The sequence below is a fragment of the Paenibacillus sp. J22R3 genome (assembly GCF_056269305.1).
Genome location: NZ_JBWDNS010000001.1, coordinates 399,904 through 426,831, shown reverse-complemented (window position 1 = coordinate 426,831; position 26,928 = coordinate 399,904). Strand labels below are relative to the sequence as shown.

Genomic DNA, 26,928 nt, shown 5'->3' with positions numbered 1-26,928 from the left:
CCCTATCAAATTTACAAACTAAGATCCGAATTATGGCTTGCAGCTGCGTGAACGCCTATTCTTGCTTCCGCTGCCGCGATCTGATAACCGCTGTGCTTGAAACAAAGCACTTGATGATTCGCAGTCAATTGAAGCATGCCCGGTTTGGTTGAACGGCAAATTTCTTGGGCATACACGCATCGTGCGGCGAACTTGCAACCATGAAGGCCATATTCTTTGCTTTCCAGATCAGGAAGCTTCATGTCTTCATTCCATTTCTTCCCGACCCGCGGGATGGACTCCAGCAGCAGCTCCGTATAGGGATGTGCAGGATGGTTTAGTATTTCTTTGGCTTTGCCATATTCGATTAAATTCCCTCGGTACATCGTCGCAATATAATCGCTGACATAATAAGCCGTGGATAGATCATGCGTAATGTAGATAAAGTTGACGTTATATTCATCCTTCAGCTTCATGAAGAGGTTCACCACGTTCATCCGCAGGGATGCATCTATCATAGCAACCGGTTCGTCCGCAACGATAAGTCTGGGCTTCGGAATAAGCGCCCGCGCGATCGATATCCGCTGCAGCTCTCCGCCGGAGAACTGATTCGGATATTTGCCGGCCACATTGGCCAAATCAAGTCCAACGGATTTCAGAACCTCCGTAATAATGCCCTTGGCTTCCTGTTTAGTTGCGGCCACATCCAGGTTAAGCGCCGTTTCGTAGAGATAGGTATCCACCGTCTTCCGGCTGCTGAACGTAGAGAACGGGTTTTGAAAGATAGGTTGTACCGTCTTCAGAAAAGCCTTCTTGTTCTTTCGTTTGGCATAGAAAGACAGCGGCGTGCCATCAATGACAACCTCGCCGAAAGACGGCTCTAGCAGGCGCAAGATCATCTTCGCGAGTGTCGTCTTCCCACAACCGGATTCACCGACGATACTCATGATTTGCGGTTTATCCCCCGGCAGGGTTAAATCGATGTGATCTACCGCTGTAATTTTGGTCCCAAGCAGCATACCGCCGATTTTGTAATGCATAGAGAGACCATGGATTTCCAGAATGTTTGCAGCCAATCCAACACCTCCTTCTTAGCAGTTGCTCCGCATGAGCATGAACAAACTTCGATATGACTCCGCCTAGTTGAGCAAATGGCAGCTCGCATAATGACCCTCGCCAACATTCACCCGCTCTGGTTCTACTACTCGGCAGGCCTCCATCACATGCGGACACCTCGCGGCAAAGCGGCAGCCGGCAGGCGGATTCTTCAAGCTTGGCGGCGTTCCCGGTATGCCTTCCTTCTGGCTGTTATCTCCGATTCGCGGAAGTGCATTTATTAACATTTTGGTGTAGGGATGTTTAGGCTCATTAAATATCCGGTCCGTCGGACCGATTTCAATCATCTGGCCGGCATACATAATGCCCATTCGATTGGTAATCTGATAATGCACACCCATGTCATGAGACACAATGACCATGGAGTTCATCAGCTTCTTCTGTACCTGTGAAAGCATGGTGAGTATTCCTCTTTGCACGACAACATCCAGCGCCGTCGTTGGCTCATCTGCTAGGACAATACTTGGATGCAGGAATGTCGCAAGTGCAATCAACACCCGCTGCCTCATACCGCCGCTTAGTTGATGGGGATACGCTTTGAGCACTTCCGGCGGCAGCTCCAGTTCCTTCAAATACGCCGTTATTTCATGCTCCAGCGTTCTCTTATTCTTCACGCCATGGAACTTGCTGATGGTGTCGAAGAATTGATTTTTCACTCTGGTGACCGGATTCATGACATGCATCGCGCCTTGCGGCACGTAAGAGATGTCTTTCCACCAGCTCTTATGGATCTCGCCGTTGCGATAGATAACAGGCACACCTTTCCTGTCCGAAGTGTGCACTTCTACTGAACCTGATGCGATTTCAAGCGGATATTGGATTAAATCGTACATCACCTTAAGAAGCGTCGATTTTCCGCAGCCGGATTCGCCCGCTATGCCGAATATCTCATTTCTGCGAACCTCGAAATCGACTTTATCGACAGCTTTCACATAACCGTTCAACATGTTATATTGCGCACTAACCTGATTTAGCTTCAGCATCTTACTTCCCTCTCCTTAGCGCAGAATATTGCTGATAGCCCGTCATAACCAAGAATAGCGCAATGAAGATTAAGGCGATGGCAACAACCGGAGAACCGATCCACCACCAGCGCTCAGCCAGCATGGCCTGATGCTGGTTCGCCCAATAAATCATCGTGCCGAGCGTAGCCTTCTCATTGCTGGACATTCCGATCACCGCCAAGCCGGATTCTGAGCCGATGGCCACGAGGATCGTATTGACAAAATTAGCAACGGACCATCCTGCAACAAAAGGAAAGATTTCTTTGACGATGATCTTAAGCGTGTTCTGTCCGGAGAAGATGGCCGTACTGATAAAGTCGCGTTCACTAAGCGATAACGCCATGGAGCGGAGCTGCCGCGCCGGCCAGGGCCAGTTAAAGATGATGAGCACGAACGAAATCATAAAGAGCGATGCTTTGCCCTGCATGAGACTTCCGAGCAGGATCAGAATGGGGAGCGAAGGAATGACGATGAAGGAGTCAGTCATGATGGTAATCAGCCGATCGATAAATCCACCTTTAAATCCGGCCCAAAGCCCGAGCAGAACGCCGATCAGCGTAGCGAAGAAGGCAACGATGATACCGATAATGAACGAGTTTTGGATGGATTTGGCCAGCAGCCAGAACGTGTCTTGACCCAGGTTCGTCGTGCCGAAGAGATGGTCCTTACTCGGCTTGAGATTCTTCAGATACGTTCCCCATTCGATCGGATTACCCTGGTAGAAGAAAGGAACGATGAAGCCGAGAATAATGAAGATACCCAGCATCGAAACACCCAGCTTTAAACGAAAATTCCAATGCTTCACCTGTCACTCACCTCCGAAGCACACTTATTTATAACGAACCCGGGGATCCAGGAACGGATATAAGAAATCCACGATAAAGGTAGCCGCTGCCACCGCGATGATCGAAAGCGTAATCGTCCCCATGATCAGGTTATAGTCAGCCTGTAGAATACCGGTATAAATGAGGGTCCCGATCCCCGGATAACCGAACAGGATTTCCGTAATTAACGCCCCATTGAAGATCGTTCCGATCTGCAATGCCAGCATCGTAACCTGCGGAAGCGCTGCATTCGGCAGCACGTATTTGGTCATAATCTTGCGTTCGCTTAAGCCCTTAAGTCTGGCAAATTGAACATAATCTTCTTCGGCGATCCCGGCAGACAAGGTCTTCATACTAATCACCCACCAGCCTGTTCCTACAAGAATCATGGAGAACGCGGGCAAGATGGAATTATAAACGATGCTCTTGATATGCGCCCATGAGAACCCATCTCCTTGAAAGGTGGCCGATAGCGGAAAAATCGGATAAATATACGACAGCAGCATGATCAGAATCAGCGCCAATATATAGTAGGGAATCGGATAGATCATGATGGAGATGGCCTCCATCGCTTTGGAGTACGATTTATCTTTGAGGAAGCCGGCAAGTAAGCCGACAATATTGCCGATCAGCCATGCAATGATCGTCGAGATTAACAGCAATCCCATCGTCCAAGGCAGAGCTTTCGCGATTAATTCATTGACCGGATTCGGGTAACTGGCCAGTGACGGGCCGAAATCCTGCGTAATGATAACCCGCTTCACAAACCCCAAATATTGATCCCACATCGAGCCTTCGAGTCCGAAGGATTCGTTCAAGGTTTCGCGCAAGGTAATGATCGCATCCGGTTCCATGAACGCCTGGTTCGCCGTCATCTTGCCGATCATCGCTTCCACCGGATCCGATGGCATGAACCGGGGCACGAAGAATACGGTCGTGATGCCGATGAATACGACGAGCACAAAGGAAATCACTTTGGACAGCAGAAACTTGTAAAATCCCATAAAGCAGCATCTCCCCGCCTGCATGACTAGTTTGAAAAATACATACCGGACCTCTGCAGCCCGGTATGTATTCGAATTAGGATTCAGCGTTATCTGCCTGTCGGCTTCAAGTGAGGGGTGTAGAACTTAAACTGCGACCACCACCACCATGGACCCTCGAACGCATTCTCCGAAGTTTGGAATCCATCCCAATAATACGTATCCACCGGAACGAATTTGGAGGTACCGAACATCGGAATGAACGGCATGCCTTTAACGAATTCTTTGTTGATTTCCGTAATGTTCTGGATTACCTTCGGATCATCGCTAGGCAAGCTGTCGAGCTCATCCAACAAGGTGCTCACACGGTCATTTGCCCACCGGTTGCGGTTACCTGGTGCTTGCTCACCGATCGGCACAATGTACTGCTTATGCCAGCCGGTCATATTAGCCGTCGTATCCGGCAGCAATCCGCATGCCGGCCAGTATGAGCCGATTTGGAACGCACCTGTCGATTCACTGTCCCAGAAGGAAGCGCCTTCCATTTGCTGCACATTCACGTCAATGCCCTGTTTACGCCAAGAATCCGCCACCGCAAAGGCCAATCGCATCGACTGGACTTCAAAGTTCGCCGGTGCATTGATGGTCATTGTCCAAGGTTTACCGTTTGGCATGAGCCATTTGTCGCCGTCTTTCTTAAATCCACTCTTCTCCAGCAGCTTCGCCGCTTCAGCCGGATCGAACTTCCACCAGCCAACGCCGAAAGTATCATTGATCGCGCTATTATCCGTAGGCAAACCTTCAACGCCTTGCTGCTTCAACATATCGACAATGCCTGACGCATAGCTGTCGTCGAATGGTTTGTAGCCGTCTTCTAACGCAAAATCCTTCAGCCATCCGAGCATCGGCTTATGATAAGTATCCTGAAGCACCTTGATCGGCGGCAGTTGAATCGGAGAAACCCGCAGCATGCCTCCGAAGGTTGCCATCGAGACGTTCTTGATATCCGTCATCAGAGTAAGTGCCCATCGAACATCCGGATTGTTGTATGGCTCCTTTGCCGTGTTAAAGGACATCCCCCGCTCGCACGGATCATCCATCGTTGCATACGGGAAGTCTTCATACCAAGCTTTGGCATATTCGTTCTTCTGCCTTAGCACATCCCAGCTTTCCGGCGTAATATCCTGCAGGATATCCATATCATGCTGGATCATCGCGATAATCCGTTTCTCCTCCGGTCCGAAGAACTTGAACAAGATGAATTTCGGGCCGGGCTCGCCGACGAGCTTGCCGATATCGCTCTTCTGCCAGTCCTCGCGCTTCTCCCATAGGAACCAGTTTCCTTGAGGATCGCGATCCTTCAGCTTGTACGGACCAACGCCGATCGGATTCGAGAACTTGAACGTTGCCGGGTCCTCTTTCTCCCAAATATGCTTTGGCATGACTCTGAAGCTGTTGCCCCAAATAACGACGCCGAGCTTCTGTGCCAATCTGGTTTCCGGATTAACGGTTTCGACCTCAATCGTGTAATCATCTGTCGCCTTCATGCTCTTGATTAGATTCGTGAAGTAGCCGTTGTAACCGAGCTCCTTCGCGCCGGCAATCATCGTTGCTGTAAATTCCACATCATGCGCAGTGAATGGTTTGCCGTCAGACCAGGTCAAGCCTTCTTGGATTTTAAACGAAAACTTCGTATTGGTTCCGTCCAGCGGCTCTGGGAACGTGGCAGCCAAATCCGGGATCTGCGTCCCCTTCTGCGTATCGATTTCCCATAAGTTCGAGAACATGAGCTGATGCACGCCGGCATCCATGGCAACGGCTCCCGGTACATATGGATTATACCGATCCGGATCGGGGCTGCGACCGCCTAAGATATCGACGATTAACGTTTCGCTTCTCGGCGTACCGACATCCGTCATCTTGCCGTCTGATTTGGAATCCCCCGAATCTTTGTTGCCGTCCGTTCCTACAGCCGTATTATTCTTGTTCGTGCCTGAAGTAGAGTTGCTCTTGTCATTGTCGTTATTACAAGCCGTGATGATCAGTGCCGTGAGAACGAACAGCACTGTAAGCCTTTTCATGATTCGCAATGAACACTCCTCCTTCTATTGGGATAATCAGAGTATAGCGAGTAGAAGGAATCATTAATTTGAAAAACCTTGGATTTCGTTAAGAATCATTGGACATTAGGAAAGATTGTTGGAATTCTTTCGGACTCATATGTTCGATTCCCTTAAACACGGTGCTGAAGTAAGCTGCATCTTGAAAGCCGACCATCTCCGCCACCTGATAGACCTTCAAGTCCTTCTGCCTGAGAAACTCCTTGGCGATTCGAATGCGGATGAGATTGATATATTCGCTGAACGTGACACGGGTATACTTCTTAAATTGGGAGCTGAAATACCAGGCATTCAGATAGACGGCATCAGCCACCTCTTTCAACGTTAAATCTTTCATATAATTCATCTCGATATAACGGATGGCGGTCTGAATGTAGTGCGGATTGTGATTCTCGTCATTCATGCACATGATCGCAGACATCAAATAGCTCTTTAACCAACCAAGCAGCTCTTTGAGATTGCGGATTCCCTTCATTTCCTGTACATAATCGATTTGGTGACCGAAGAATGGTTCCACCCCATGCTCTTTAAGCACATGCTCCAAATAAATCAGCTCACTCAGCAATTCTCGCTTCAACCGAACCGGCTCAAATCTACTGTGAACATGATGCAGCTGCTGCAGGATCGTTTCGATATAGTGACGCAGTTTCTTGGCATCCGCCAAGGCATAATATTTGCCAAACTTATTACCGGAGAAGTAATCACTGACAGCAAATGGTACCAGCTCCTTCAACTGTTGATTGTACATCTCGTCATCCATAACGGCAGAGTACTCATTAAACGCCAGAAACTCGCAATATCTCAAGCAAGTTTCATAGGCCTGCTCAATCGATCCCGAATCACCATTTACGCGTTGAACGGCGGCAACAGCAGTTCGGTTCTGTTTGCGCATAGCCAGCCGGCACTCATTGAGCAGCTGCTTGAAGATTGCTCGATCTACGGCGCCCCTGTAAAGAACAACGCATTTCCCCTCATAGATTACCGTTTCCAAGGCATCTCGCTCGAGGTTCCCATGCAGCAATTGATAGGTGATATGCTCCTCCATTCTAGCGTCGATCGGTTCATGTCCGGAGAAGACGGCCAGCAGCAATTCATGTTGTACGGTCCAGGTTTCAGGAAGCTCAACGATTCCTCTGATTACGTTCTCGAGCAGCTGCTTATGCGAGGATATCGCATTCTGCATTTCTTTCTCTGCCGCTTTGTCTTTAATCTTATCCAAGAGGTCAATGACCGTCTGATAATGGCAGGGCTTCAATAGGTAATCGATTGCACCACATCGCATCGCTTCCCGAACATATTCGAATTCCGCGTGACCGCTCAATATAACGATGTATACATAGGGATACAGCTTGCTGAGCTCACGTGTAAGCTCAATCCCGTTCTTCCCCGGCATCATAACATCCGTAATGACAATATCGGCCTCCGTAACCTGTAGAACATGCAGCGCTTCCTCCGCACTTTGCGCCGTACCGACGATTTCATGCCCTGTACAGTGTTTGGCGAAAATATGCTGCAATCCTTTGAGAACCGACTTTTCATCATCGACGAGTACGATTTTCAAAGCAGACCTCCCCTTTCTGCATATGAGTTAGGCATGCATGGCTTCATCCTTCCATAGCTCCTCTTGAGGAATTCCAGCATCTATACACAGCTTTAGTGTGATCGCTGTTCCGCGGCCGGTTTCGCTCCGAATGGACAATCCAAACTCTTCCCCGTAGATATAAGTAATTCGCTGCCTGACTAATTGAATGCCGAGACCGCCGCTTAAGCTCTTCTTCTCGAATGACGTAAGCAAAGCTTCGACTTTCTCTGCAGGCATGCCGATCCCGTTGTCCTCCACGACAAGATACAAGTCATCGCCCTGGACATAACCTCGAATGATAATAATGCCGCCAAGCATCATTTGCTGGAAAGCATATTTAATCGCGTTCTCCACTAACGGTTGAACGAGCAGCTTCGGAATCTTAATATCCGCTATCGCAGGATCTATATGAAACACATAAGACAGCTTGTCTTCGAAGCGCATCCGCTGAATTTTCAAGTAATTTTCCAGCTGCTCCATATCTTCCGAGACAGTGACAAACTCATTCTGATGTGAGATCGAGTATCGCAGAATAGTGGACAACGAAATAATCGCTTCGCCGATTTCTTCCTCATCCTTGACCACCGTCATCCAATAAATCATGTCCAGCGTGTTATATAGAAAATGGGGATTCAACTTCGACTGCAGATTGATCACTTCGGCTTTACGATAGGTTAGCTGCTGGTAGTACACGGTCTTGATTAACCGGTTTACCCGTTCGGCCATATGGTTGAAATGCCTGATAATGACGCTGAATTCGTCATTTCCTTCCCTGCTGACTATGACATCCAGCTTCCCTTGCTCAATGCTCTCCATCCCTCTCATGATCTGTTTCAGCGGTCTTAGAATCATGCGAAGAATGACCAGCGCAAATAAGAAGATGAATGCAAAAACGATCAATTCCATAAGCAGTAACACTTTATTCACCTGGTTGACTTGGTTAAGGATTTCTTTGTTTGGCACGACCCCAATCAGTTTCCACCCCTGGTAATTCAATGTCGAGGTGACTTGGGTACCTGAATCGAGCTGCTGCGCTAAACTGGATTCCGATTGATGAACGAGCCTCCTGTCTGTGGCGAACATGATGGTCTTATCCTTAATCAGGAACACACTTCCCTCTTCTCCCAATCGCACATCGTCCAATTGATCGTGAAATTTCTCATTTAAATCCACTCGGAGCAGACCGAGCAGCTCTTCCCCGTCATATATGAGCATCATCATTGTAATGAGATGCGTCTGCGGCTGCACCGTCCAGATGACATCCTCCGAGCTGCTCGGGCGATCTGTTGTCATTAATTGTTCGGTAAGCTTGTCCGCTTCGAATATCGCATCGGAATAAAATAAGTTCATTGGCGCGTAGCCAACCGGGAAGATGTAGATGTTCTCGATCATCTCCAAATTAGGCAGTCTAACAATTTGCCTTGCAATTTGGTATTTCGCGATTTGATAGTTGATCGTGTGCCGGTTCAAATCCTTCAGATAGTTCTTTAACACTTGGTTGTTGCGAATAACACGGGCATTGGCATCGATTTGCTTATATTGCAGATCAACCTGCTTTCCGATTTGCCGGACCGTTTCTTGTAAATTGGCTTCTGACTGCCGCAGAATAATCCCGCTAATCCAATGCTGGAAGAAACCTGCCTGTAGGATGACCAATAGGAACGAGATGATGATAAACACAAGTATGACTTTGTATTTGAGTGAGCGAACTTTAATCCATTTCATCATCGGCATCCCTCCTAAAGGGTAGTAACACAGCTGTTTGATTAATAAATTGGGTTTTAATGGTTGCGCTTTCACAAATCGGTAATGACATTATAAGGATAATAATTCCATTTAACAATGAGACAAAAGTCTGCGTGCTTTTATGTCGACAATCAAAGAAAATCGATGAAATAGAGCGATTCATGTAAAAAAACCACGTCAGAATGATTTCCGACGTGGCTGAATTTATAATTAATGCAGTTAACTATCGAACATCCAACTAGAACTCAGCTTCTATCTATCCACGGACACGTAATAGTTTCCTTCAACAAATGGGAACCGTTCCAACGCATCTTCAGCCAGTTCAACGCCGAGTCCCGGCTTGTCCGGCAGCTCAAGCCATCCGTCCTTAATGACGGGGCTTTCCTGAACAAGTCCCCATTGCAACGGTCCCTGAATGCGGCACAATTCCACTAGAATCGGATTCGGAAGTGCAGCAACCAGATGCGCATTCGCCATCGTCATGACGCCGTTATGCCAGTTATGTGGAATTGTCGGAACACCGTACTGCATGCCGAACTGAGCAATCGACATAGCTGCGGTAATCCCGCATATCCCTGCATCCTGCTGAATAATCGAATACGCTTGACGCTCCATATAGGGAATGAACTGCTCTATCGTCGTGTACTGTTCTCCTCCGGTTACCGGTACACTCAAGGCTGCGTTCAGCCTCGCATACCCTTCAACGTCCTTCTGCGGAATTGGTTCCTCGAACCATCGGAATCCACCTATCCGATCAAGTCCTTTGCCAAGAGCGAGCGCAAGCTCTTCCGTTAGACGCTGATTACCGTCAATCGCAAGCTCCATCCGGCCGTTCACTTCCTGGGACAACTCCTGAATAAGACCGAGCATCCGATCTACGGTTACGCCATCCCAAGCCCAGTGTGTGCCCACTCTGAATTTGAAGACCTCGTAGCCCTCGGCGATATAAGATAATGCTTCCTCTATGAGCTGCTCCGGCCGCTCTCTCCAATCGTAGCTGCAGCCGCCGGATGCATACAACTGCACGTTGCTAAGCGGATTAGGCGACAACAGCTGCGAAACCGCTTTGCCGGCTAGTTTCCCGCGAATGTCCCACAGCGCACAATCCATGCCTGAAATCGCGCAATCATAAGCCCAGGATTGCCCATTCGGGCGCAGCACGATGGATGGATCCCTTGGGTCGCGGCCTACTAGCAGAGGGCCGACTCTTCTAACCATATCGCTGATCTTTCCGGGCACACCATATGCGCAGGCTTCGCCGATTCCCGTAATACCAGCATCGGTTCGAATGACCACGATTGCGGCTTCTGCTTTAATTGTCCGGAATGTCGAAGTCATCCATTGCCTATCAGGTTCATGCATTCTGGATAACAATATCGTTTCGACATGCGTTATTTTAATATCGGACATCGCAACTACTCCCCCATCGTAATGAATAGAAATCATAGTCTCCCATATTGTAGGAATTGAATAAAAGTATAGTCATCTGACGCACGCACACCAATGGACAATCCTACGTTTTTTGGACTTATTCATAGTCTGCCTGCAGCTCCGAAGAAAGAGACCGATCACAAGGATCGGTCTCCGTATTCATATGCCTTATTCACCGGTTGGATAGAGGATGCGTGCATCTCCCCAATCCGCATGATCCCAATCGCTGCCGTTGCCGCCATTGGTGACGACTAGCTTCAGCTCATTTATGCCTTCGATAGCCAGATCAATATTTTGCGTCGCTGCTGTTGCGTTCATGAATCCACTGTCGAATGCCAGTATGCCATCCAGCCAAACTTGGAAGCTTACACCGCCATTACCATAAGTCTCGTCGTCGACGCCAACACTCGCTTGGAATTTGGCATATTCGCCTCCGAGCGTGTACACGATCGTCGATTCGGCATGCGTACCCAAACCTTTCGCATAGACGACATCGTTTAGGGTAATTGGTTTGCCATCCGATGATTTATCACGCTGGATATTGCCCCAACCTGCGACGCCGTAATCCCATGAATAGTCGCTGAGGAATACAGTCGGCGAAGTAGGCGGTGCCAATACGGCATTGATTTCGTTACTTGCACCCGAGCTATTTCCCGCTGCGTCTTTTGCTTTTACAGTGAAAGTGCTTGCGGTACCCGGAATAAGGCCTGACGCCGTAAACGAAGTTGCCGTTGCCCCTGTAGTCGTACCGACCAGGTTGCCGTTCCTGTAAACCTCGTAACCTGTAACCGCCTTGTTATCCGTTGACGCCGTCCAAGTTAAGCTTGCGCTGGTGCCGGTTACGGATGCAGCTGTTAGCGCAGCCGGCGCGGTTGGCGGCTGCGAATCCGGAAGTTCAGTCGTCACGCTGAGCGCAGCGCTGACATCTGAAACATTGCCTGCAGCATCACGTGCTCGCAGCGTTATACTATACGTCGTGATTGGCGACAGCCCCGTAAGCGTGAAGGCTAATTCACCCGGTGCAGTAGTGCCCACAAGTGCCCCATCGCGATAGACTTCGTATCCGACGACGCCTACATTGTCAGATGCAGGGTTCCAAATCAAATCAATTGTCTCATCGGTCTGCGAGGGTGAAACCAAATTCGTAGGCATGTTTGGTTTCTTCGTGTCAGGCAGCCCCGGACTAACCAGAATGATCTTCTCCTTCACGTTCGAACGCCCTTCATTATCCCATACGACAAGAGTCACGCGGTAAATACCGGGTTTGTCATAGACATACGTCGGCTTAGCTGATGCGCTTGGCAGCCCTGCCCCGAAATCCCATAGATAGGTAGCGATCGCCCCATTATCTGTCGAGGTGCTGACGAACGTAACCGGCGCACCTGCACGTACCAGTACAGGATTCGTAAAGTTTGCCACCGGCTTCGTATTCGTAAACCCGCGCGACTTCGGCTGTGCATTGCTGCCGTTAAGGAAGACAAGATTGCCCGACCATTCCAAGTGCTGCGCAGCTGTCGGATAGGGATCCATCGTCACGCCTTTATTGCCGGAAATAATGTTATTCGTAAAGCTTAGCCGATCCACGCCTGCTGCTCCCGTAATCTCAATCGCCTTGCGACCGTTGTTTGCGATAAGGTTGCTGTCGAACGATAGGTTTTGAGAATTGCCGTGAATCCGAACGCCATTTCCCTCATAGCCGGGATAAGCAGCTTTCGGATTGCCGAGCTGCGTATTGATAAAGCTGTTCTTATAGAAATATTGATATTGCTCGGTCTCTCCTGAGCCTGCACCTTGCAGCTGCATGCCCCACATGACCATGTTTTTCACCACATTGTAGCTCCACAATTGATGTCCTGTTCCCGGAGATTGCTGAATCCCTACTTGCTGGCCGCCGTCTACCAGATTGTCCGTCGTTACGGCGTTCTCCGCCATGATTTCCAGTCCGATTGAACCGACTCTGCCGTCGGTTGGCTGCACCACATTCCGGCGCACGGCGATATTCTTCGAGCGTACGGCACTGATCCAGAAATCCACATGATTATCCTCAATGATGGCATTGTCCGAATTCGTATGAAGCTCAATGGATAGGCCATGTTCCTTCAAGCCTGATCCGGTGATTGTATTGGATCTAACAATCGCGCCGGAGCTTCCGTCATTAATGAGGATACCTCCTCGTCCGGTATTCGCGATGACGTTATTTTCAACGATCACGTTCTTGGAATCCCAGCCTGCGCGAACGGCAGCCCCCCAGATCGAGCCTACGCCGATGTTCGTGACATTGTTGTTCGTGATGCGAACGTTCTGAGATCCGACGACGTAAAGCGCATGAGGACCGAAGCCATCTACAGCGGCGAAATCCTTGACTATTAGTCCGCTCATCTCGTTTCCGCCGCCGCCCTCGGATACGGCCGCTGACATCGCTACTGTGCTGTTGTTTCCATCAAGCGTCATATTCTTGATCGATGCTCCGGATACGTTCAGCATATAAAACATATACGTTTCGGGGTTGTCCGTATATTTCACGATCGTGCTGTTGCGATCCTCTCCACGGATCGCGACGCCTGATTTCCCTTTAACTGTACCCGCCAAATAATACGTGCCTTTCGGAAGCAGTACCGTATCCCCCGGTGCTGCTGCATCAATAGCCGATTGAATCGCAGCTTTATCATCGAGATTATCTGCCCCGTTTGCCCCGAAATCGTTGGCGGACAGAGTCGTTGATGCGACAGGACCTGCAGCGACATTGCTCAAAGGAATAGCAGACGTTACCATAATGGCAGACAAGAACAAGCGAATGACAGCTTTCTTGGACGGCTTCACTTTCATTCTTCACTTCTCTCCTTCATTGGGTTAGTTACGGTGATTTCAGCTACAGCTACAGATTCTCAAGTCATTTATTGGATGAACACCTGACCTCCTTTTTGCCCGATATTGTGGAAGCGAATTCCAATCTATCCATCTAACATGCTACAGCACGGATCAAATCAGTAGATAGTGTACAATAACTGAAAATGACCCCTCCTCCCGAAACGGGAGCTTATACATTATTCGAAATCATGTACAATCCTGATTGCTGATACCAAATAAACGCCAAAAAGCCCCCGCCAAACTAATGGCGAGAGCTGACAATGCAAAATCCGGCAGGACTATTCCAAGCGATCCTTAAGGTACATGGTTAACGAATACAGCATCAAATGCAATTCCTCATTGGTCTCTGCAAATGGCGTTTCTTGAACACCGTGCGCATCACGACGGAGCAATTCGCGATTTAACTTCGTGATATTGGTCACTAAAGTGTGGTTGTCCCAAGCCTCGATAATGGCATTCATCTGCGGCTGCTTCTCATGCGCAATATTGTTAAATTCAGCGAATTTGGGATCCAGCATGAAACTGGAAAAGGAGATTTTCTCTTGCTCTGCTTGTGACATCGATTAAGCACCAACTTCTTCTTATTTTGTTTGGTTAGGCGGGCAAATCGCAAAAAGTTCAACTAAAGTCGTAATCGTATAAGTACTTTGGATATCTGCGGGGCTGCTTTGTGATCTACGGTTGATCCAACACGTATCAATTCCGGAGAGAATGCCGCCTTTAATGTCGGTACTTAATGAATCCCCGATAATCAATGCTTCTCTTTTATTGAAATCCTTAATATGATTCATCACGTATTCGAAGAAGGCGATAGACGGCTTGGAGTAGCCGATGCTTTGCGAATCGAAAACAGCTTCAAAGAAATCATACAATCCCGAAATCTTCAATCGCTTAATCTGCGTTTGGGTAATGCCATTCGTAACAACGAACAGTCGATGGGATCCAGATAGACTTTGAATGACTTCCAGTGCACCTTCGATATGCAGCTGATTTCCGGTACCAAGCAGCTCTCTATACATCTTCTCCCATTCAGGGCCATCCACAACTTCGCCAAGCTTCAACATCGTTTCGGAGAATCTCGAGTTAAGCACCGCATCTAAACCGATCGTTCCATGCTCATAATCCGCCCATAATTGTTTGTTGACGGAATTATACACGCCAAATAACTCATCTGAGAACGTGTATCCGTGGTGCCCAAACAATTGGGTTAACGATTCGGTTTCATTGGCGCCGAAGTCTAACAACGTGTCGTCTAAATCAAATAGCAGTATGTTGTAGCTCATGTACCCACCTCTTATAAGTGTATAATAAACAACAGTCTATCGCCATACATCCACGATGTACAGTGATAGACTGCGTAAAAATACTATTTGCGTACGGCCGGTTGATATTCGCCGGGTATCATCCCCGTTGAGATCGCCATTCGATTCCAACAGTTAATGGCATTAATCGCCATAATCAAATCGACGAATTGGCCCTCATCGAAATAATTGCGGACTTGCTCATACAATTCCTGTGATACGCCGCCCTCTGAAATTTGGGTCACCGCTTCAGTTAACGCCAGTGCGGCCCGCTCTTCATCCGTATAGAACGGTGCTTCCTTCCATGCATTCAGCAGATACAATCGCTGCTCCGTTTCCCCCATAGCACGTGCATCCTTCGTATGCATGTCCAAACAGTATGCACAGCCGTTAATTTGAGAGGCGCGAATTTTGATCAATTCCCACAAGTGGTGATCAAGGCCGCTGTTCTTCACATATCCTTCCAATTTCAACAACGCCTGTAACGACTCGGGGCGAGCCTTCATGTAGTTTAATCTCAATTCCATATCTATACACCTCTTCTGTTAGTTTGTATTCATGATTCGTTCAAAGGCTGCCTGAAATGCCGCTCATTAATTAGTCCCTGACCTATAATATTTCCATGACTATTAGCGGAATATCCCCCTTTGAGTCCACTTTTCTCGCCGCATTAATTGTAGATAATTTATATCGACGATTAATGTTGTCTTTAATATAATTCATCATTAGCTCCATGTCAACCGTCTCCTTCTGTCCTATAAAAAAAATGCTGAGAGTTCGAAAATCGAACTCTCAGCATTCAAACTACCTTAAACTGTACTCGACGAACCTGATCCATCCGGCCCATCTGCCAGATCGATGACGCCTACGGCAAGCACCGTAATTGCGGCTGCTTTTCCAAGCTTCTTGACGCCGTCTTTGATTAATTCCTTATCGTTTTCTTTGATGCCGGCCACCACTTCGATCCCGCTTTCGACCACGTATTGGATGCCTTGTCCCGCACCTCTCACCGTTGTTGTTGCCGCATCTCCAAGATCGTTAAGTCCTGTTTGCGCCCGTTGCTTATCGGCTGTTACCAAGCCTGCGCCTACATCCCATACGCCGCTTGCTGCTTGACCCGCCAGTTCACCTGTTTTGGAAGTTACTCGCTCCACATCATTGCCGATTTCTTTAATATAGTCGCTATGGACAAGTTCTCCGGCGACCCGTACCGTTCCTCCGATTACTCTGCCTGTCACATCGCCCGCCAGTTTCCCGATCCCTTTCAGAAAATCCATCTGAAGCACCTCCGTATTATTATTTATATTATAACGGATGACCGCGTGCTTCGTTTCATTTTCAATTAAACCCGCCGTTCACGCGAATCGTCTGCCCCGTAATCCAACGCGCTTTATCGCTGACTAGCAGATCAACCGCATTCGCGATGTCCTCAGGTTCGCCAAGACGGCCAAAGGCAATCATACGGCTGAATGAATCAATCAGTTCCGGTGATTTGCCGTTCAAGAACAACTCGGTCGCAATCTGTCCCGGTGCAATGCAATTGATAACGATATCCTTCGGCGCAAATTCCTTCGCCAATTGGCGAGTGATTTGCTCAACCGCCCCTTTGGTTGCGGCATAAACGCTATAAGTGGGGAGCATAGCACCGATGACGGAAGTAGAGAAATTGATGATTGTCCCGCCTTTCGACATATGCTTCATCGCTTGTTGGCAAGCGAAGTAAGTCCCTTTCACATTAATGGCGAATTGCCGATCAAACATCTCTTCTGTAACATCTGCGATAGCTGTGCATTCCATGATTCCAGCATTATTGACCAGAATGTCTACGCGCCCGAAACGAGCAATCGTAGCTGAGAATAACGCTTCGACTTCGCTCACTTTGCTCACATCGGCGCGAATTGCAGTCGCTTCGCCGCCGAACTGTTCGATCGTCGTTACAACCTCGTCCGCTTTCCCTTGATTCGAGGAATAATTGACGACCACCTTCGCTCCTGCTTGTGCCAGTTGGATCGCCAATTGACGTCCAATCCCCCGTGAAGCTCCTGTGACGATCGCTACTTTGCCATTCAAACTCATATCTGATCTCTCCTTATCCTTTGGAATTAACCTATAACTATTCTGCAGTGTTCGGCTTGTAAGTTTATTATAGTCATGGTTAGTTAGATGCCGTTAGATCATACCTGTACAATTCTTGCCTAATTCTCTTCAAGTTCGCTATGATAAGGAGTACATTACTTCGTCTCCGGGAAGGAACGCAAACGCATGGATCCACTAAATGAAGCCCTCCGCTTAGAGCAAGCTTTGCAGCAATTGGCACGATTGATACACCAACATGCTCCGCTCAGCGGTACCCATCCGACGGCAGTGCCTTCTTTGCAGCTCATGCATGCGACTCATTTGTCTGAACCGCTGGAAGCGGTCTATAAACCATCCATTTGCGTCGTAGCACAAGGGGCAAAGACTGGCACACTGGCTGACGAAACCTACCGGTACGATTCATCGAATTACCTGATCACTTCCGTTGAATTGCCGATTGTAGGGAGAATTATTGAAGCTTCGTCCGACACCCCCTATTTAAGCTTAAAGTTAAGCTTCGACACCGATATGATCCTGGAAATCGTAAAAGAAATGCATCGCCCCGTGCAAGTTCCCGCCGAACTCAGTCGCGGGATCACTGTAGGCCGAACCTCTCCCGCATTACTCGAATCCATTGTGCGACTCATGCGGCTGCTTAATGAGCCTGAAGATATTTCGATTCTTGCTCCACTCGTCATCCGCGAAATCTTGTATCGTGTCCTTCAAGGCGAGCAAGGTGCACGCCTCTACCAATTTGCCGTTACCGGCGGCCATGCGAACAACATCGCACGTGCGATCCAAATCATTAACCGGCAATTCGATCAGATGATTGTGGTCGAGCAGCTTGCCAAGTCTGTGAACATGAGCACATCGGCGTTTCATAAACATTTTAAAAGGATTACGGCGATGAGTCCCCTGCAATATCAGAAAACGGTTCGTTTGCAGGAAGCACGGCGGCTCATGCTGACAGAATCCATGCAGGCTGCTGATGCGGCATTCCGCGTCGGTTACGAGAGTCCTTCCCAATTCAGCCGGGAATACGCCAGGATGTATGGAAGACCGCCCAAGCAGGATGTTCACAATCACCGCTCTATATGACAAAAATGTCACTTTAGATGTTGTTAATTCGATGGTTGAAGGGCAAATTAGTCGGTATAGTGGTGTGGTGAAGGAGGATGACATCCATGGGGAACATTATACAAACCAAGAACTTATCGAAGTCGTATGGAAATGTACAAGTCTTAAAAAGTATTGATCTGACGATTGAACAAGGAGAATTCACTGCCATTATGGGGCCATCCGGCTCTGGCAAAACGACATTATTAAACACGCTCTCCACGATTGACAGCTTTAATGGCGGGGATGTTTGGATCGAGGGAAGCTGGCTGCTCGATATGAAGAAGAAAGCGTTACGCGATTTCCGGCAGAAACGAATGGGTTTTATCTTCCAAGATTACAACCTGCTGGACACGTTAACGGTGAAAGAAAATATTCTGCTTCCGCTCTCTCTGCAGAAAACACCGGTCGCGGAAATGGAGCAGCGATTAGCGAGAATAATAGCTGCCTTAAACTTAGAATCGATCTTGCAGCAATACCCTTCTGAAATCTCCGGCGGTCAGAAGCAGCGCACCGCAGCTGCACGGGCAATCATTACGAATCCTGCGATTGTATTCGCGGACGAGCCGACCGGCTCCCTTGACTCTCGATCCGCTACTCAGCTGCTCGAACAAATTCAACTGCTTAATCACTCTTTTAGAACAACGGTACTTTTGATTACCCACGACGCTTATGCGGCTAGTTATTGCCAGCGCGTCATCTTTATCCGAGATGGGAAAATTGTCAATGAAATGTTTAAAGGCGAACAATCCGAGAAACAGTTCTTCGATCGCATCCTGACCGTTCAAAGCGCCATAGGAGGCGAACGACGATGAGCTTGCTCGATCTATCTTGGCGCAATATGAAACGAAGCTTTCGACTCTATTCGATTTACTTCATTTCCATGCTCATCGGGGTCATCATCTATTTCACATTCTCGTCTCTTATGTATAACGATGATATTCTGACCGCTATCGCAAATAAAGATAATTTTCAACTTGGCGTCTCCATCGCATCGGTAGTCGTATTCTTCTTCATTATTTTCTTCATCCTCTATGCGAACTCGTTCTTTATGAAGCAGCGCAAGAAGGAATTTGGGATGTATTTGCTGTATGGCATGAGTGAGCGGCATATTGTAGGGATGGTGTTTCTCGAGACTGTCATTCTCAGCGCGATCTCTACCGTCAGCGGGATTTTGGTCGGCGGATTGCTTTCCAAGTTCTTTGGCATGTTATTGATGAATTTGATGCATTACGACGAAGTAATCTCCTTTGCCTTCCCGATTGAGGCGATAAGGTCAACGATTCTGCTCTTCGCGGTCATCATTCTCATTATTTGTGTACAAAGCTACCTTACTGTTCGCCGAGTCCAATTGGTGGAGTTATTCCATGCCAAAGCCAAGAAGGACAAGCCCGTTCCATTCTCCGCATCGCTTGCAATAAGTTCCGTACTCTTGTTAGGAATAGCTTTCTTTCTCATCAGTCGCGACGGAAGCTCGGTTGTTTGGCAAGACTACACCATGGTGAGTATGTTTGCGGTAACGGTCGGAATAATCGGCGGGACCTATTTATTTTTCCGACAGTTTTTCGGTTGGATCTTGGATAAGATGAGCAAGCGGAATAACTACTTGGATGGTAACAAAATGTTATGGATTTCCTCGCTGCGATTCTCCATTCGCGGAAATACCTTGATGCTAACGTTCATTTCCTTGTTTAGTGCGTTAATCATTTTCTTGGTTGGTTTCGTTTCGATAAACTATACCGTGCAAATCTTATCAGCTGGGAAAGAGTTTCCGAACCACATCGCGTTTACGTCACAAGATGCAGACAAACAAAAGCAAATTGAACAATTAATGGAGAACGAACATCCCATTACACACCATGAAAGAATTAATGGACTATCTGCTGTGCCGGTTTCTGACAGCACCATTGCCTTTGGAAATCGAGATGCAGCTGAGGAAGGAATTCTGCTGTTCGCGGAATCGCAATTCAATGACATCGTCAGCATGCGCGGGGATAAACAACAGGTGAATTTGCAAGGTCAAGAAGCAGTAGTCCTTCTGCCTGTCGGAGCGCAACCCATCACGTTTACCGTAGGCAAGCAGCCTGAATTCACAGTAAAACTTAAGGAAGAGATGACATTGCGGCTCGCTGAGAAGAAGAACTATACGTTTCTCAGCAAGGCTACCGACTCCAAAGGGGACGTTGGCTCATTTCCTTCCATCCTGGTCATTTCCGATGAAACATTCGAAGGGTTAAAACCGGGAGCAGCCGTTAGCTCGTTCGACATCTATCAAATCAAGGACGCCCGAAATTCCACTGCGTTATCTCATCAAGTCCATGATCTGGTTACGGCAACACCTGGATCGTATTACGCTGCATTTGTCGATCTCTATACGATTGATACTGAAACTTCATCTCTCCTGCTATTCTCTGCCGCATTCCTTGCGGTCATCGCGTTATTTGCACTGGGAAGCATCATCTACTTTAAGCAATTGCGGGAAGCCACGGAAGAACTGAGGCAATATTCGATCTTACGTAAGCTCGGCGTCGATGACCATGAAATGAAGAAGGTTATTCGTAAACAGCTGCTGTTTGTATTCCTGCCTCCAATTCTGCTTGGTTTGCTGCACAGTTGGTTTCTGTTGATTTATCCGACGATGGAGGAAGTCAAGGATTACCCGCAGATCACTTCGATTATCACCGCGGTTCTGTTTCTGTATGTGGCCATCTATGCCCTGTTTTATTTATCCTCTGCGAGTGTTTACTACAAAATAGTGAATCCAACAAACGCAATGAACTAATCAAATGCAGGCTCCCAGAGTCGTCCATCATGACGACTTCGGGAGCCTGGATTACTGACCGTTCATTGCGTTTGTTGTTGCCGGATCAACAGATAGGGATCTTCATCCTTCGGGAAATGGATGATAAATTGGGTGGATACCCCGACCTCAGAGCTGCACGTGATATAATGGCCAAGTTTATTGGATAATTGCTGCGCCAAATATAAGCCCATGCCTGTAGATTTCGTGTACCTGCGTCCTGTTTCTCCGGTAAAACCACGATTAAAGATGCGTGGAAGGTCTTGCGGGCTGATGCCAATCCCGCTGTCCCGAATGAGCAATTGCCGCTCCAGCGGAGTTTCCACGGAAGTAATCGTAATCTGTCCGCCATGCCCCGTGTACTTCAAGCTGTTTGTCAGGATCTGATTGACGATGAACTGCAGCCATTTGGGATCACTTTGAACGTCTATCGATTCTGCCTGCATGTCCATACGGATTTTCTTAGAAATAAAGGTTTTCGAATGCGTTTTTACGATATCCTTCGCAATTTGCAGCAAGTCACAGTTCTGAATATCGTAATCCTGATTAAAACTATCCAGCTTGGCGTAATAAAGCGCTTGATCAATGTAATGCTCAATCTTCGCAAGTTCTTCTCTTAGACTATTGGCATCCATTTCCGTTTGCTGAAGTAAACGCAGAACGGCAATTGGCGTTTTTATCTCATGAAACCAAGAGACGATGAAATCATAATGCTCATTTTGCCGATCATGCAGCCGATTCATTTCGCGGATATGTTGGATCTTCAGCTCATGCAAGTACTGCCTTGTGACCTCGCCCTCCAAAGATAAGCTGTCAGCATCGCCGCTGCTCATTTGACGCATCACGCGCAAGTTTTGTTGGTAGCGAACCATTAAGAATCCAAGTAATACAAGCGAAGTTAAGGTGAACGCATAGAAGAATGTCCCCCATGCCACGCTCCCGCCACTGTTATCGGTCAAGATAACCGCGGCCGTAATCATGGAACCAGCTATGTACAGATAAATGTAAGGTTTCTCGTAGGATAGAAAACGCAGGAAGCTCATTCGATCAAGTACCCCATTCCCTTGCGGGTGGCGATAAACGATTCCAATTCCAGCTCCGCGATTTTCTTGCGCAGTCTGTTCACGTTGACCGTTAAGGTGTTATCATCGACGAACTGTTCTTCATTCCACAGTGCTTGCATCAAGTCCTCGCGGGAAACGATTTTGCCGATATGTCGCATCATGAACTGTAGAAGGATGAATTCATTCCGGCTTAACTCCGTGATGTTTCCTCGAAATTCTATCGTTGAATTCGTAACATTTAATTTCAATCCCCGATGGATGAATGTAGGACTTTCATCTTCCTGATACGTATATTTCCTTCGAATAAGCGCGCCGATCTTGGCAACCAGAATATCCAATTCGAATGGCTTCTGGATAAAATCATCCCCGCCCATATTGATCGCCATGACAACATCCATATTCTGATTGCGAGATGACAGAAACATAATCGGCACCTTGGAAACCGAGCGTATCTGCTGACACCAATAGTAACCATCCAAGACGGGCAAATTAATATCTAACAGCACAAGATGAGGTTCTGACCGCTTAAACTCGGCTAACACCTGCTCAAATTCGGTCACTTCGACCACTTGATATTGCCACTTTACCAACGTATCCCCGACAATCCGTCTAATTTTCTCATCGTCTTCAACCAGCATAATGCTATACATGTTACCCCTCATTATCACAAAAGTTTCTACTAGTAGTTTAGCACAATCATACCGTAGATTACCTCTGTAAGAAGAGGATCAACCCAGCTCAATCTGTTCGTACATGGAGGCTTCGCGGTCCCGTATGATGCGGCGCAGTTCGGATACCAATCCACGATCGATTTTCCCCTGCTCATATAGATTCTGCACCTCGTACCTCTCCGCCTGAACCGCAATCCAGTGAAGCTCCTTTCGTGTTTCATCGAAGGCTTCTTTCTTGCGTTTACTGTGAAGCTGAAACGATCGAAGCCGATTGACGAGCTGCTTATAATAGGCAACAACGCATTCTGTCGGATCATTCGCACTCTCCGGTGCGCATAACGGCCCCATCTGATTGATTACCACTTGTCCGCACTCGATACGGAGTCCCCGCAGCGATTCAAGGTCTTGCTCCGTTAATGCCCTTCGCCCTGAATGCGGTGCGCCGGTGATCAGCTCTTTCAATCGGCCGAGCAGCCTTTTGAACACCAACAACCACAAGTGCAGCCGATTCGCCAAAATAATTTCTACTTGATCAAGCATTTTGTTATAGAATTCCGCATGGCTTTTCGTTATTGTGCCCTTCTCGAGGCGCTCCTGGATATAGTCCCGTTCGATCTCCAATGCTTCGATCCGCAGTGCAATTTCGTCTTGATTTAAACGAGATATCCGTTTATATTGGCTGTCTTTCGATCCAAGCTGCCCAATCATTTGGTTGTACTCCTCAATGACGGCATCCACCGCTTCCTCGTTCCCTTCATTACTCTCCTGCTGCAGTTGGCGCACAGCGGCTTGCAGGATGTGAACATGCCATTCGTTCTCCTCTAAGGCCAACGCTGTTTCGTCCGACAAGACACGTTTCTTCGCAATTAGTGGCAGCAAGATACTGGCTGTTAGGAGGGACAACAGAATGACACAGGCGGCGAGAAAAATCATGAGGTTTCGTTCCGGAAACAGCTCCCCGCTGCTCAGAAACAGCGGAATGGAGAAGGCGCCGGCTAGCGTAACGGCACCGCGCACGCCAGAGATGGTTGTCATGATGAGTGCTTTGAAGCTCGATGCTTCTTTACTGTAGGAGCCGAATATCCGCCAGCCCTGCGTAAAGAGCAGCGTCCACACAAATCGGAGCGCGAGCAGCAGCACAAAGATAGCCACGGCATAACCGATAACGACAATGTTATTAAAGCCCGGATCTTTGAAGATGACTGAGGTCACGTCAGGAATTTGCGTCCCCAGAATGACAAATACGAGGCCGTTCAGGATAAACAAATAAACGGACCATGTACTGGTGGAAACGGATTTCAGTTTCCCGATGTCGCACTCCACTTTATCTTTCTCAATGGCATGCACAATCCCGCCGGCGACCGCTGCTAAGATGCCCGAAACACCGACTTCCTCGGCACATAAATAAAGGACAAAAGGCGTCAGCAGCTGCAGCAGCATGTGCATCGTTTCATCATCCAGCCCATTGCGTCGCAGTAATTGCCGTATACCTGCAATAATTACAGCGAGCATGGCCCCCACTAGAAGTCCGCCGATCGAGATAAGAAGAAAGCTGAAAGCGGCTTTCTGCAGCGAGAAAATGCCGGTTACCGCTGCCGCGATCGCAAATTTGAACGCAACTAAGCCGGAAGCGTCGTTCATTAACGCTTCGCCTTCGAGGAGTCGCATAAGACTCTTCGGCAGGTGGATTCGCCCAGCGAGTGCGCTCACCGCAATCGCATCCGTCGGTGACAGAATGGCTGCCAGAGCAAAGGCTGCGACCAGCGGAATTGTCGGTATCATCCAGTGAATCGTATAGCCGACTACGAATACGGTAGCGAATACCAGCCCTACGGAAAGCAGCAGTATCGGAGCACGCAGTCGCCAGAGCTCTTCTCGCGGTGTATGTCTGCCATCATTGTACAGCAGCGGGGCGATGAACAAGATAAAGAACAGCTCCGGCTCCAGCTGTAGATGAATGCCGATCGGGAGCACAGTAATGAAGCCGCCGAGCACGATCTGGATGAGCGGTACCGGCACGAATGGCACGAACCGGTAAATCACATTCGACACACCAATAAGGACGAGTAACACAAGTACGACGATAAACACTTCCAAGCTGGCTTCCCCCCTATCCGAGCATATATTTCGTTATATTTTCCATGATTGCAAACCGATATTCTCCCAATCCCGCTGACTTAATAAAGAGAGCCCTTCGGACTCTAGGTCGCAAAGGGCTCAGATTAACTTGTCGGTTATTCTCAGGCTGGCTCGAATGTTCGAACCACTTCATACATCCCGGGCTCAAACTTAGCTATCGTTAATGCTTCTTGCAGATACGGAAGTGGTTTAGGATCACTTCGCATCGCGTTATATTCCTCTTCGCTTCTCCACTGCGCATACATCGTCACTTTAGTCCCATCCAAGCTGCGATGAAGACTCGAAGAGATGAACCCTTTCGCGTAACGAACGGAGACATCTGTTGCGCTTGTAAGCAGCTCAACCAGACGATCCTGATTCGCGGGGTCCACTGTGAATACATTGATGAAAGTAAGAATCGGATTATTCATCGTAATTTGAGTCATACTGCTGCCTCCTTGAGTGTAATGAATGAATTAATGTATTAATCACCAATTTCCTCGTACATGCGAGTAACTTCTCGGCTCAATTCCCTGGCTTCAAAATCTGTCGAGCGACTTAGCTTCTCCCAGCGTTTTGTTTCGGCTAATTTCCCTTCATCCACTGCATTTGCGATCTCGACTGCATCGCTGCCAAGCAGCAAACGAAGAGGCGGATTCTCTTCATTGACGATTGTGATGATGGCTTGCGCAGCTTTATCCGGATCGCCATTCTCTTGGCCGGTTGTGTTGCGCAGGTGCTTGAGCAGACCACCGACGGTGTCCCGGTACTCAACACGCGGTTCGATGTGCTGCATGGATGAACCGGCCCAGTCGGTACGGAAACCGCCGGGTTCGATTAAAGTGACCTTCAAGCCTAGCGATTCCGTTTCTTTGGCAAGGACCTCAGAGAAACCTTCAACTGCCCATTTGGCCAATTGGTACGGTGCAAGACCGGGTGCACCTGTGCGACCGCCGATGGACGAGAACTGAACAATGTGACCGTGACCTTGCTCGCGCAGCAGTGGCAGCGCAGCTTTCGTTACATTAATTGTGCCCCAAAGGTTCGTTTCTACTTGAGCGCGGAAGTCATCCATCGAAGTTTCTTCAATGGAGGAGACATTGCCGTATCCTGCATTATTGACAAGTACGTCTAACCGTCCGAATGTATCGAAAGCGGCCTTCACCGCGGCTTCTGCCTGATCAAACCGAGTGACATCCAGTTGAACCGTACGAATCTGACTGCCATAACGTTCAGCAAGATCAGTGAGCTGTTCGGGATTTCGAGCCGTTGCAATGAGTTGATCTCCACTAGCCAAAACCGCTTCTGCGAGACTGCGGCCGAAACCTCTTGAGCTTCCTGTAATAAGCCAAACTTTAGACATATGATTGTGCCTCCCCAATGATGTGAGTGATTTGGAATGTTCGTTCCAATGCGATCAGTATAGTCTCATCTCTAACTCAAGTCAACACGTTTTGGAATGTATATTCCAACCAATATTTTCTTGTTATCGGAATGATTATTCCATGACCACAAATAAAAAAGCCCCTTGAGACCATAATGGCCCAAAAGACTTTTACACAAGGATGGCTTTCCATGACGCCTCAAGAATTTGCTGCACCTGTTGTTCATTCAGCGGATATTTCTGTACATAGTACCCTTTCAAGATGGACGAAATGATCCCGTGGATGAGCTGATGGCACAGGTGTGAATCCATCTCTCTGATAATCCCCTGCTTCTGCCCTTCCACAATTAAGGAATGAACGACTTCTCGGGAATGATGAGCATCGTCCATATTACGCAGCTCCGGTGAGATATACGGTGAGTAAGAGAAGCTGTCGATAAACAAAAATTCCTTGGGGAAATCAACGCCGAATTGGAGTCGATTAAACTGAAGGCATTTAAACCGTTCATACAGGCTTGCTCCAGGATTATAGCCATGGAGCAAATATTCCCCCATATGCATGCGTGCCTCTTTATACACGGCGTTCACGAGCTCTTCTTTATTCGCAAAATAGTTATAGATCGTGCCGGAACCGACGTTTGCACGCTTGAAAATCTTGGAGAAGGTGAATGATTGCAGTCCCTCTTCATGAATTAATTCGAGCGTAGCCGTCATGATATCCTGTTTCTTACTCATTCATTCCACC

General features: G+C 48.1%; 23 protein-coding genes. 3 read left to right on the top strand and 20 right to left on the bottom strand.

Going from position 1 to position 26,928, the window contains the following annotated elements; genetic code table 11:
- Nucleotides 1–11 precede the first annotated feature (11 nt).
- From AC0YN4_RS01945 to AC0YN4_RS01880, 14 genes are all read right to left on the bottom strand, one after another.
- Nucleotides 12–1,055 (bottom strand): ABC transporter ATP-binding protein, encoded by a 1,044-nt coding sequence (locus tag AC0YN4_RS01945; protein WP_475780773.1) that lies wholly within the window; start codon nucleotides 1,053–1,055, stop codon nucleotides 12–14.
- Nucleotides 1,056–1,118: 63 nt separating this feature from the next.
- Nucleotides 1,119–2,078: an ABC transporter ATP-binding protein gene (locus AC0YN4_RS01940; RefSeq protein ID WP_475780772.1), complete on the bottom strand. Its 960-nt coding sequence runs from the start codon at nucleotides 2,076–2,078 to the stop codon at nucleotides 1,119–1,121.
- 1 nt (nucleotide 2,079) lies between these two features.
- Nucleotides 2,080–2,904: an ABC transporter permease gene (locus AC0YN4_RS01935; protein WP_218147126.1), complete on the bottom strand. Its 825-nt coding sequence runs from the start codon at nucleotides 2,902–2,904 to the stop codon at nucleotides 2,080–2,082.
- A gap of 24 nt (nucleotides 2,905–2,928) precedes the next feature.
- Nucleotides 2,929–3,927, bottom strand: coding sequence for an ABC transporter permease (locus AC0YN4_RS01930; RefSeq protein ID WP_475780771.1), 999 nt, complete (start codon nucleotides 3,925–3,927; stop codon nucleotides 2,929–2,931).
- An 89-nt stretch (nucleotides 3,928–4,016) separates the two neighbouring features.
- Complete coding sequence (locus AC0YN4_RS01925) at nucleotides 4,017–5,987, bottom strand: ABC transporter substrate-binding protein (RefSeq protein WP_475835562.1); 1,971 nt, start codon at nucleotides 5,985–5,987, stop codon at nucleotides 4,017–4,019.
- Between the two features lie 88 nt (nucleotides 5,988–6,075).
- Nucleotides 6,076–7,587, bottom strand: a complete 1,512-nt coding sequence (locus AC0YN4_RS01920; RefSeq protein ID WP_475834974.1) for a response regulator — start codon at nucleotides 7,585–7,587, stop codon at nucleotides 6,076–6,078.
- Between the two features lie 27 nt (nucleotides 7,588–7,614).
- Nucleotides 7,615–9,336: a cache domain-containing sensor histidine kinase gene (locus AC0YN4_RS01915; protein ID WP_475780769.1), complete on the bottom strand. Its 1,722-nt coding sequence runs from the start codon at nucleotides 9,334–9,336 to the stop codon at nucleotides 7,615–7,617.
- 270 nt (nucleotides 9,337–9,606) lie between these two features.
- Entirely contained in the window at nucleotides 9,607–10,764 is a 1,158-nt protein-coding gene (locus AC0YN4_RS01910) for a mandelate racemase/muconate lactonizing enzyme family protein (RefSeq protein WP_475834973.1), read from the bottom strand.
- Nucleotides 10,765–10,953: 189 nt separating this feature from the next.
- A complete protein-coding gene (locus AC0YN4_RS01905; protein WP_475834972.1) occupies nucleotides 10,954–13,611 on the bottom strand; it encodes an NPCBM/NEW2 domain-containing protein in 2,658 nt (885 codons plus the stop codon).
- 320 nt (nucleotides 13,612–13,931) lie between these two features.
- Nucleotides 13,932–14,213, bottom strand: a complete 282-nt coding sequence (locus tag AC0YN4_RS01900) for a hypothetical protein (protein WP_475780766.1) — start codon at nucleotides 14,211–14,213, stop codon at nucleotides 13,932–13,934.
- 21 nt (nucleotides 14,214–14,234) lie between these two features.
- Nucleotides 14,235–14,936, bottom strand: coding sequence for a YjjG family noncanonical pyrimidine nucleotidase (locus tag AC0YN4_RS01895; RefSeq protein WP_475780765.1), 702 nt, complete (start codon nucleotides 14,934–14,936; stop codon nucleotides 14,235–14,237).
- An 83-nt stretch (nucleotides 14,937–15,019) separates the two neighbouring features.
- Nucleotides 15,020–15,481: a carboxymuconolactone decarboxylase family protein gene (locus AC0YN4_RS01890; protein ID WP_475780764.1), complete on the bottom strand. Its 462-nt coding sequence runs from the start codon at nucleotides 15,479–15,481 to the stop codon at nucleotides 15,020–15,022.
- Between the two features lie 282 nt (nucleotides 15,482–15,763).
- A complete protein-coding gene (locus AC0YN4_RS01885; protein ID WP_475780763.1) occupies nucleotides 15,764–16,231 on the bottom strand; it encodes a hypothetical protein in 468 nt (155 codons plus the stop codon).
- Between the two features lie 61 nt (nucleotides 16,232–16,292).
- Complete coding sequence (locus AC0YN4_RS01880) at nucleotides 16,293–17,030, bottom strand: SDR family oxidoreductase (RefSeq protein WP_475780762.1); 738 nt, start codon at nucleotides 17,028–17,030, stop codon at nucleotides 16,293–16,295.
- A gap of 186 nt (nucleotides 17,031–17,216) precedes the next feature.
- Between AC0YN4_RS01880 and AC0YN4_RS01875 the strand changes: the two genes are divergently transcribed.
- The 3 genes from AC0YN4_RS01875 (at nucleotide 17,217) to AC0YN4_RS01865 (ending at nucleotide 20,928) form a co-directional block, all read left to right on the top strand.
- Nucleotides 17,217–18,128: an AraC family transcriptional regulator gene (locus tag AC0YN4_RS01875; protein WP_475780761.1), complete on the top strand. Its 912-nt coding sequence runs from the start codon at nucleotides 17,217–17,219 to the stop codon at nucleotides 18,126–18,128.
- A gap of 86 nt (nucleotides 18,129–18,214) precedes the next feature.
- On the top strand, nucleotides 18,215–18,961 hold the full coding sequence (locus AC0YN4_RS01870; RefSeq protein ID WP_475834971.1) for an ABC transporter ATP-binding protein: 747 nt from the start codon (nucleotides 18,215–18,217) through the stop codon (nucleotides 18,959–18,961).
- Nucleotides 18,958–20,928 (top strand): ABC transporter permease, encoded by a 1,971-nt coding sequence (locus AC0YN4_RS01865; protein WP_475834970.1) that lies wholly within the window; start codon nucleotides 18,958–18,960, stop codon nucleotides 20,926–20,928. Before AC0YN4_RS01870 ends, AC0YN4_RS01865 begins: the two co-directional genes overlap by 4 nt.
- A gap of 62 nt (nucleotides 20,929–20,990) precedes the next feature.
- Here AC0YN4_RS01865 and AC0YN4_RS01860 read toward each other — a convergent pair whose 3' ends face one another.
- From AC0YN4_RS01860 to AC0YN4_RS01835, 6 genes are all read right to left on the bottom strand, one after another.
- The gene (locus AC0YN4_RS01860) at nucleotides 20,991–21,989 is read right to left on the bottom strand and encodes a sensor histidine kinase (protein WP_475834969.1); all 999 of its coding nucleotides are present in this window, start codon (nucleotides 21,987–21,989) and stop codon (nucleotides 20,991–20,993) included.
- Entirely contained in the window at nucleotides 21,986–22,660 is a 675-nt protein-coding gene (locus AC0YN4_RS01855) for a response regulator transcription factor (RefSeq protein WP_475834968.1), read from the bottom strand. Before AC0YN4_RS01855 ends, AC0YN4_RS01860 begins: the two co-directional genes overlap by 4 nt.
- Before the next feature lie 78 nt (nucleotides 22,661–22,738).
- Complete coding sequence (locus AC0YN4_RS01850; RefSeq protein ID WP_475835561.1) at nucleotides 22,739–24,772, bottom strand: Na+/H+ antiporter; 2,034 nt, start codon at nucleotides 24,770–24,772, stop codon at nucleotides 22,739–22,741.
- 149 nt (nucleotides 24,773–24,921) lie between these two features.
- Nucleotides 24,922–25,245 carry an antibiotic biosynthesis monooxygenase family protein gene (locus AC0YN4_RS01845; protein ID WP_475780756.1) on the bottom strand — a complete coding sequence of 108 codons (324 nt, stop codon included), beginning with the start codon at nucleotides 25,243–25,245 and terminating at the stop codon, nucleotides 24,922–24,924.
- Nucleotides 25,246–25,283: 38 nt separating this feature from the next.
- Nucleotides 25,284–26,162, bottom strand: a complete 879-nt coding sequence (locus tag AC0YN4_RS01840) for an oxidoreductase (RefSeq protein ID WP_475834967.1) — start codon at nucleotides 26,160–26,162, stop codon at nucleotides 25,284–25,286.
- 192 nt (nucleotides 26,163–26,354) lie between these two features.
- Nucleotides 26,355–26,918, bottom strand: a complete 564-nt coding sequence (locus tag AC0YN4_RS01835; protein ID WP_475780755.1) for a TetR/AcrR family transcriptional regulator — start codon at nucleotides 26,916–26,918, stop codon at nucleotides 26,355–26,357.
- Nucleotides 26,919–26,928: the final 10 nt, after the last annotated feature.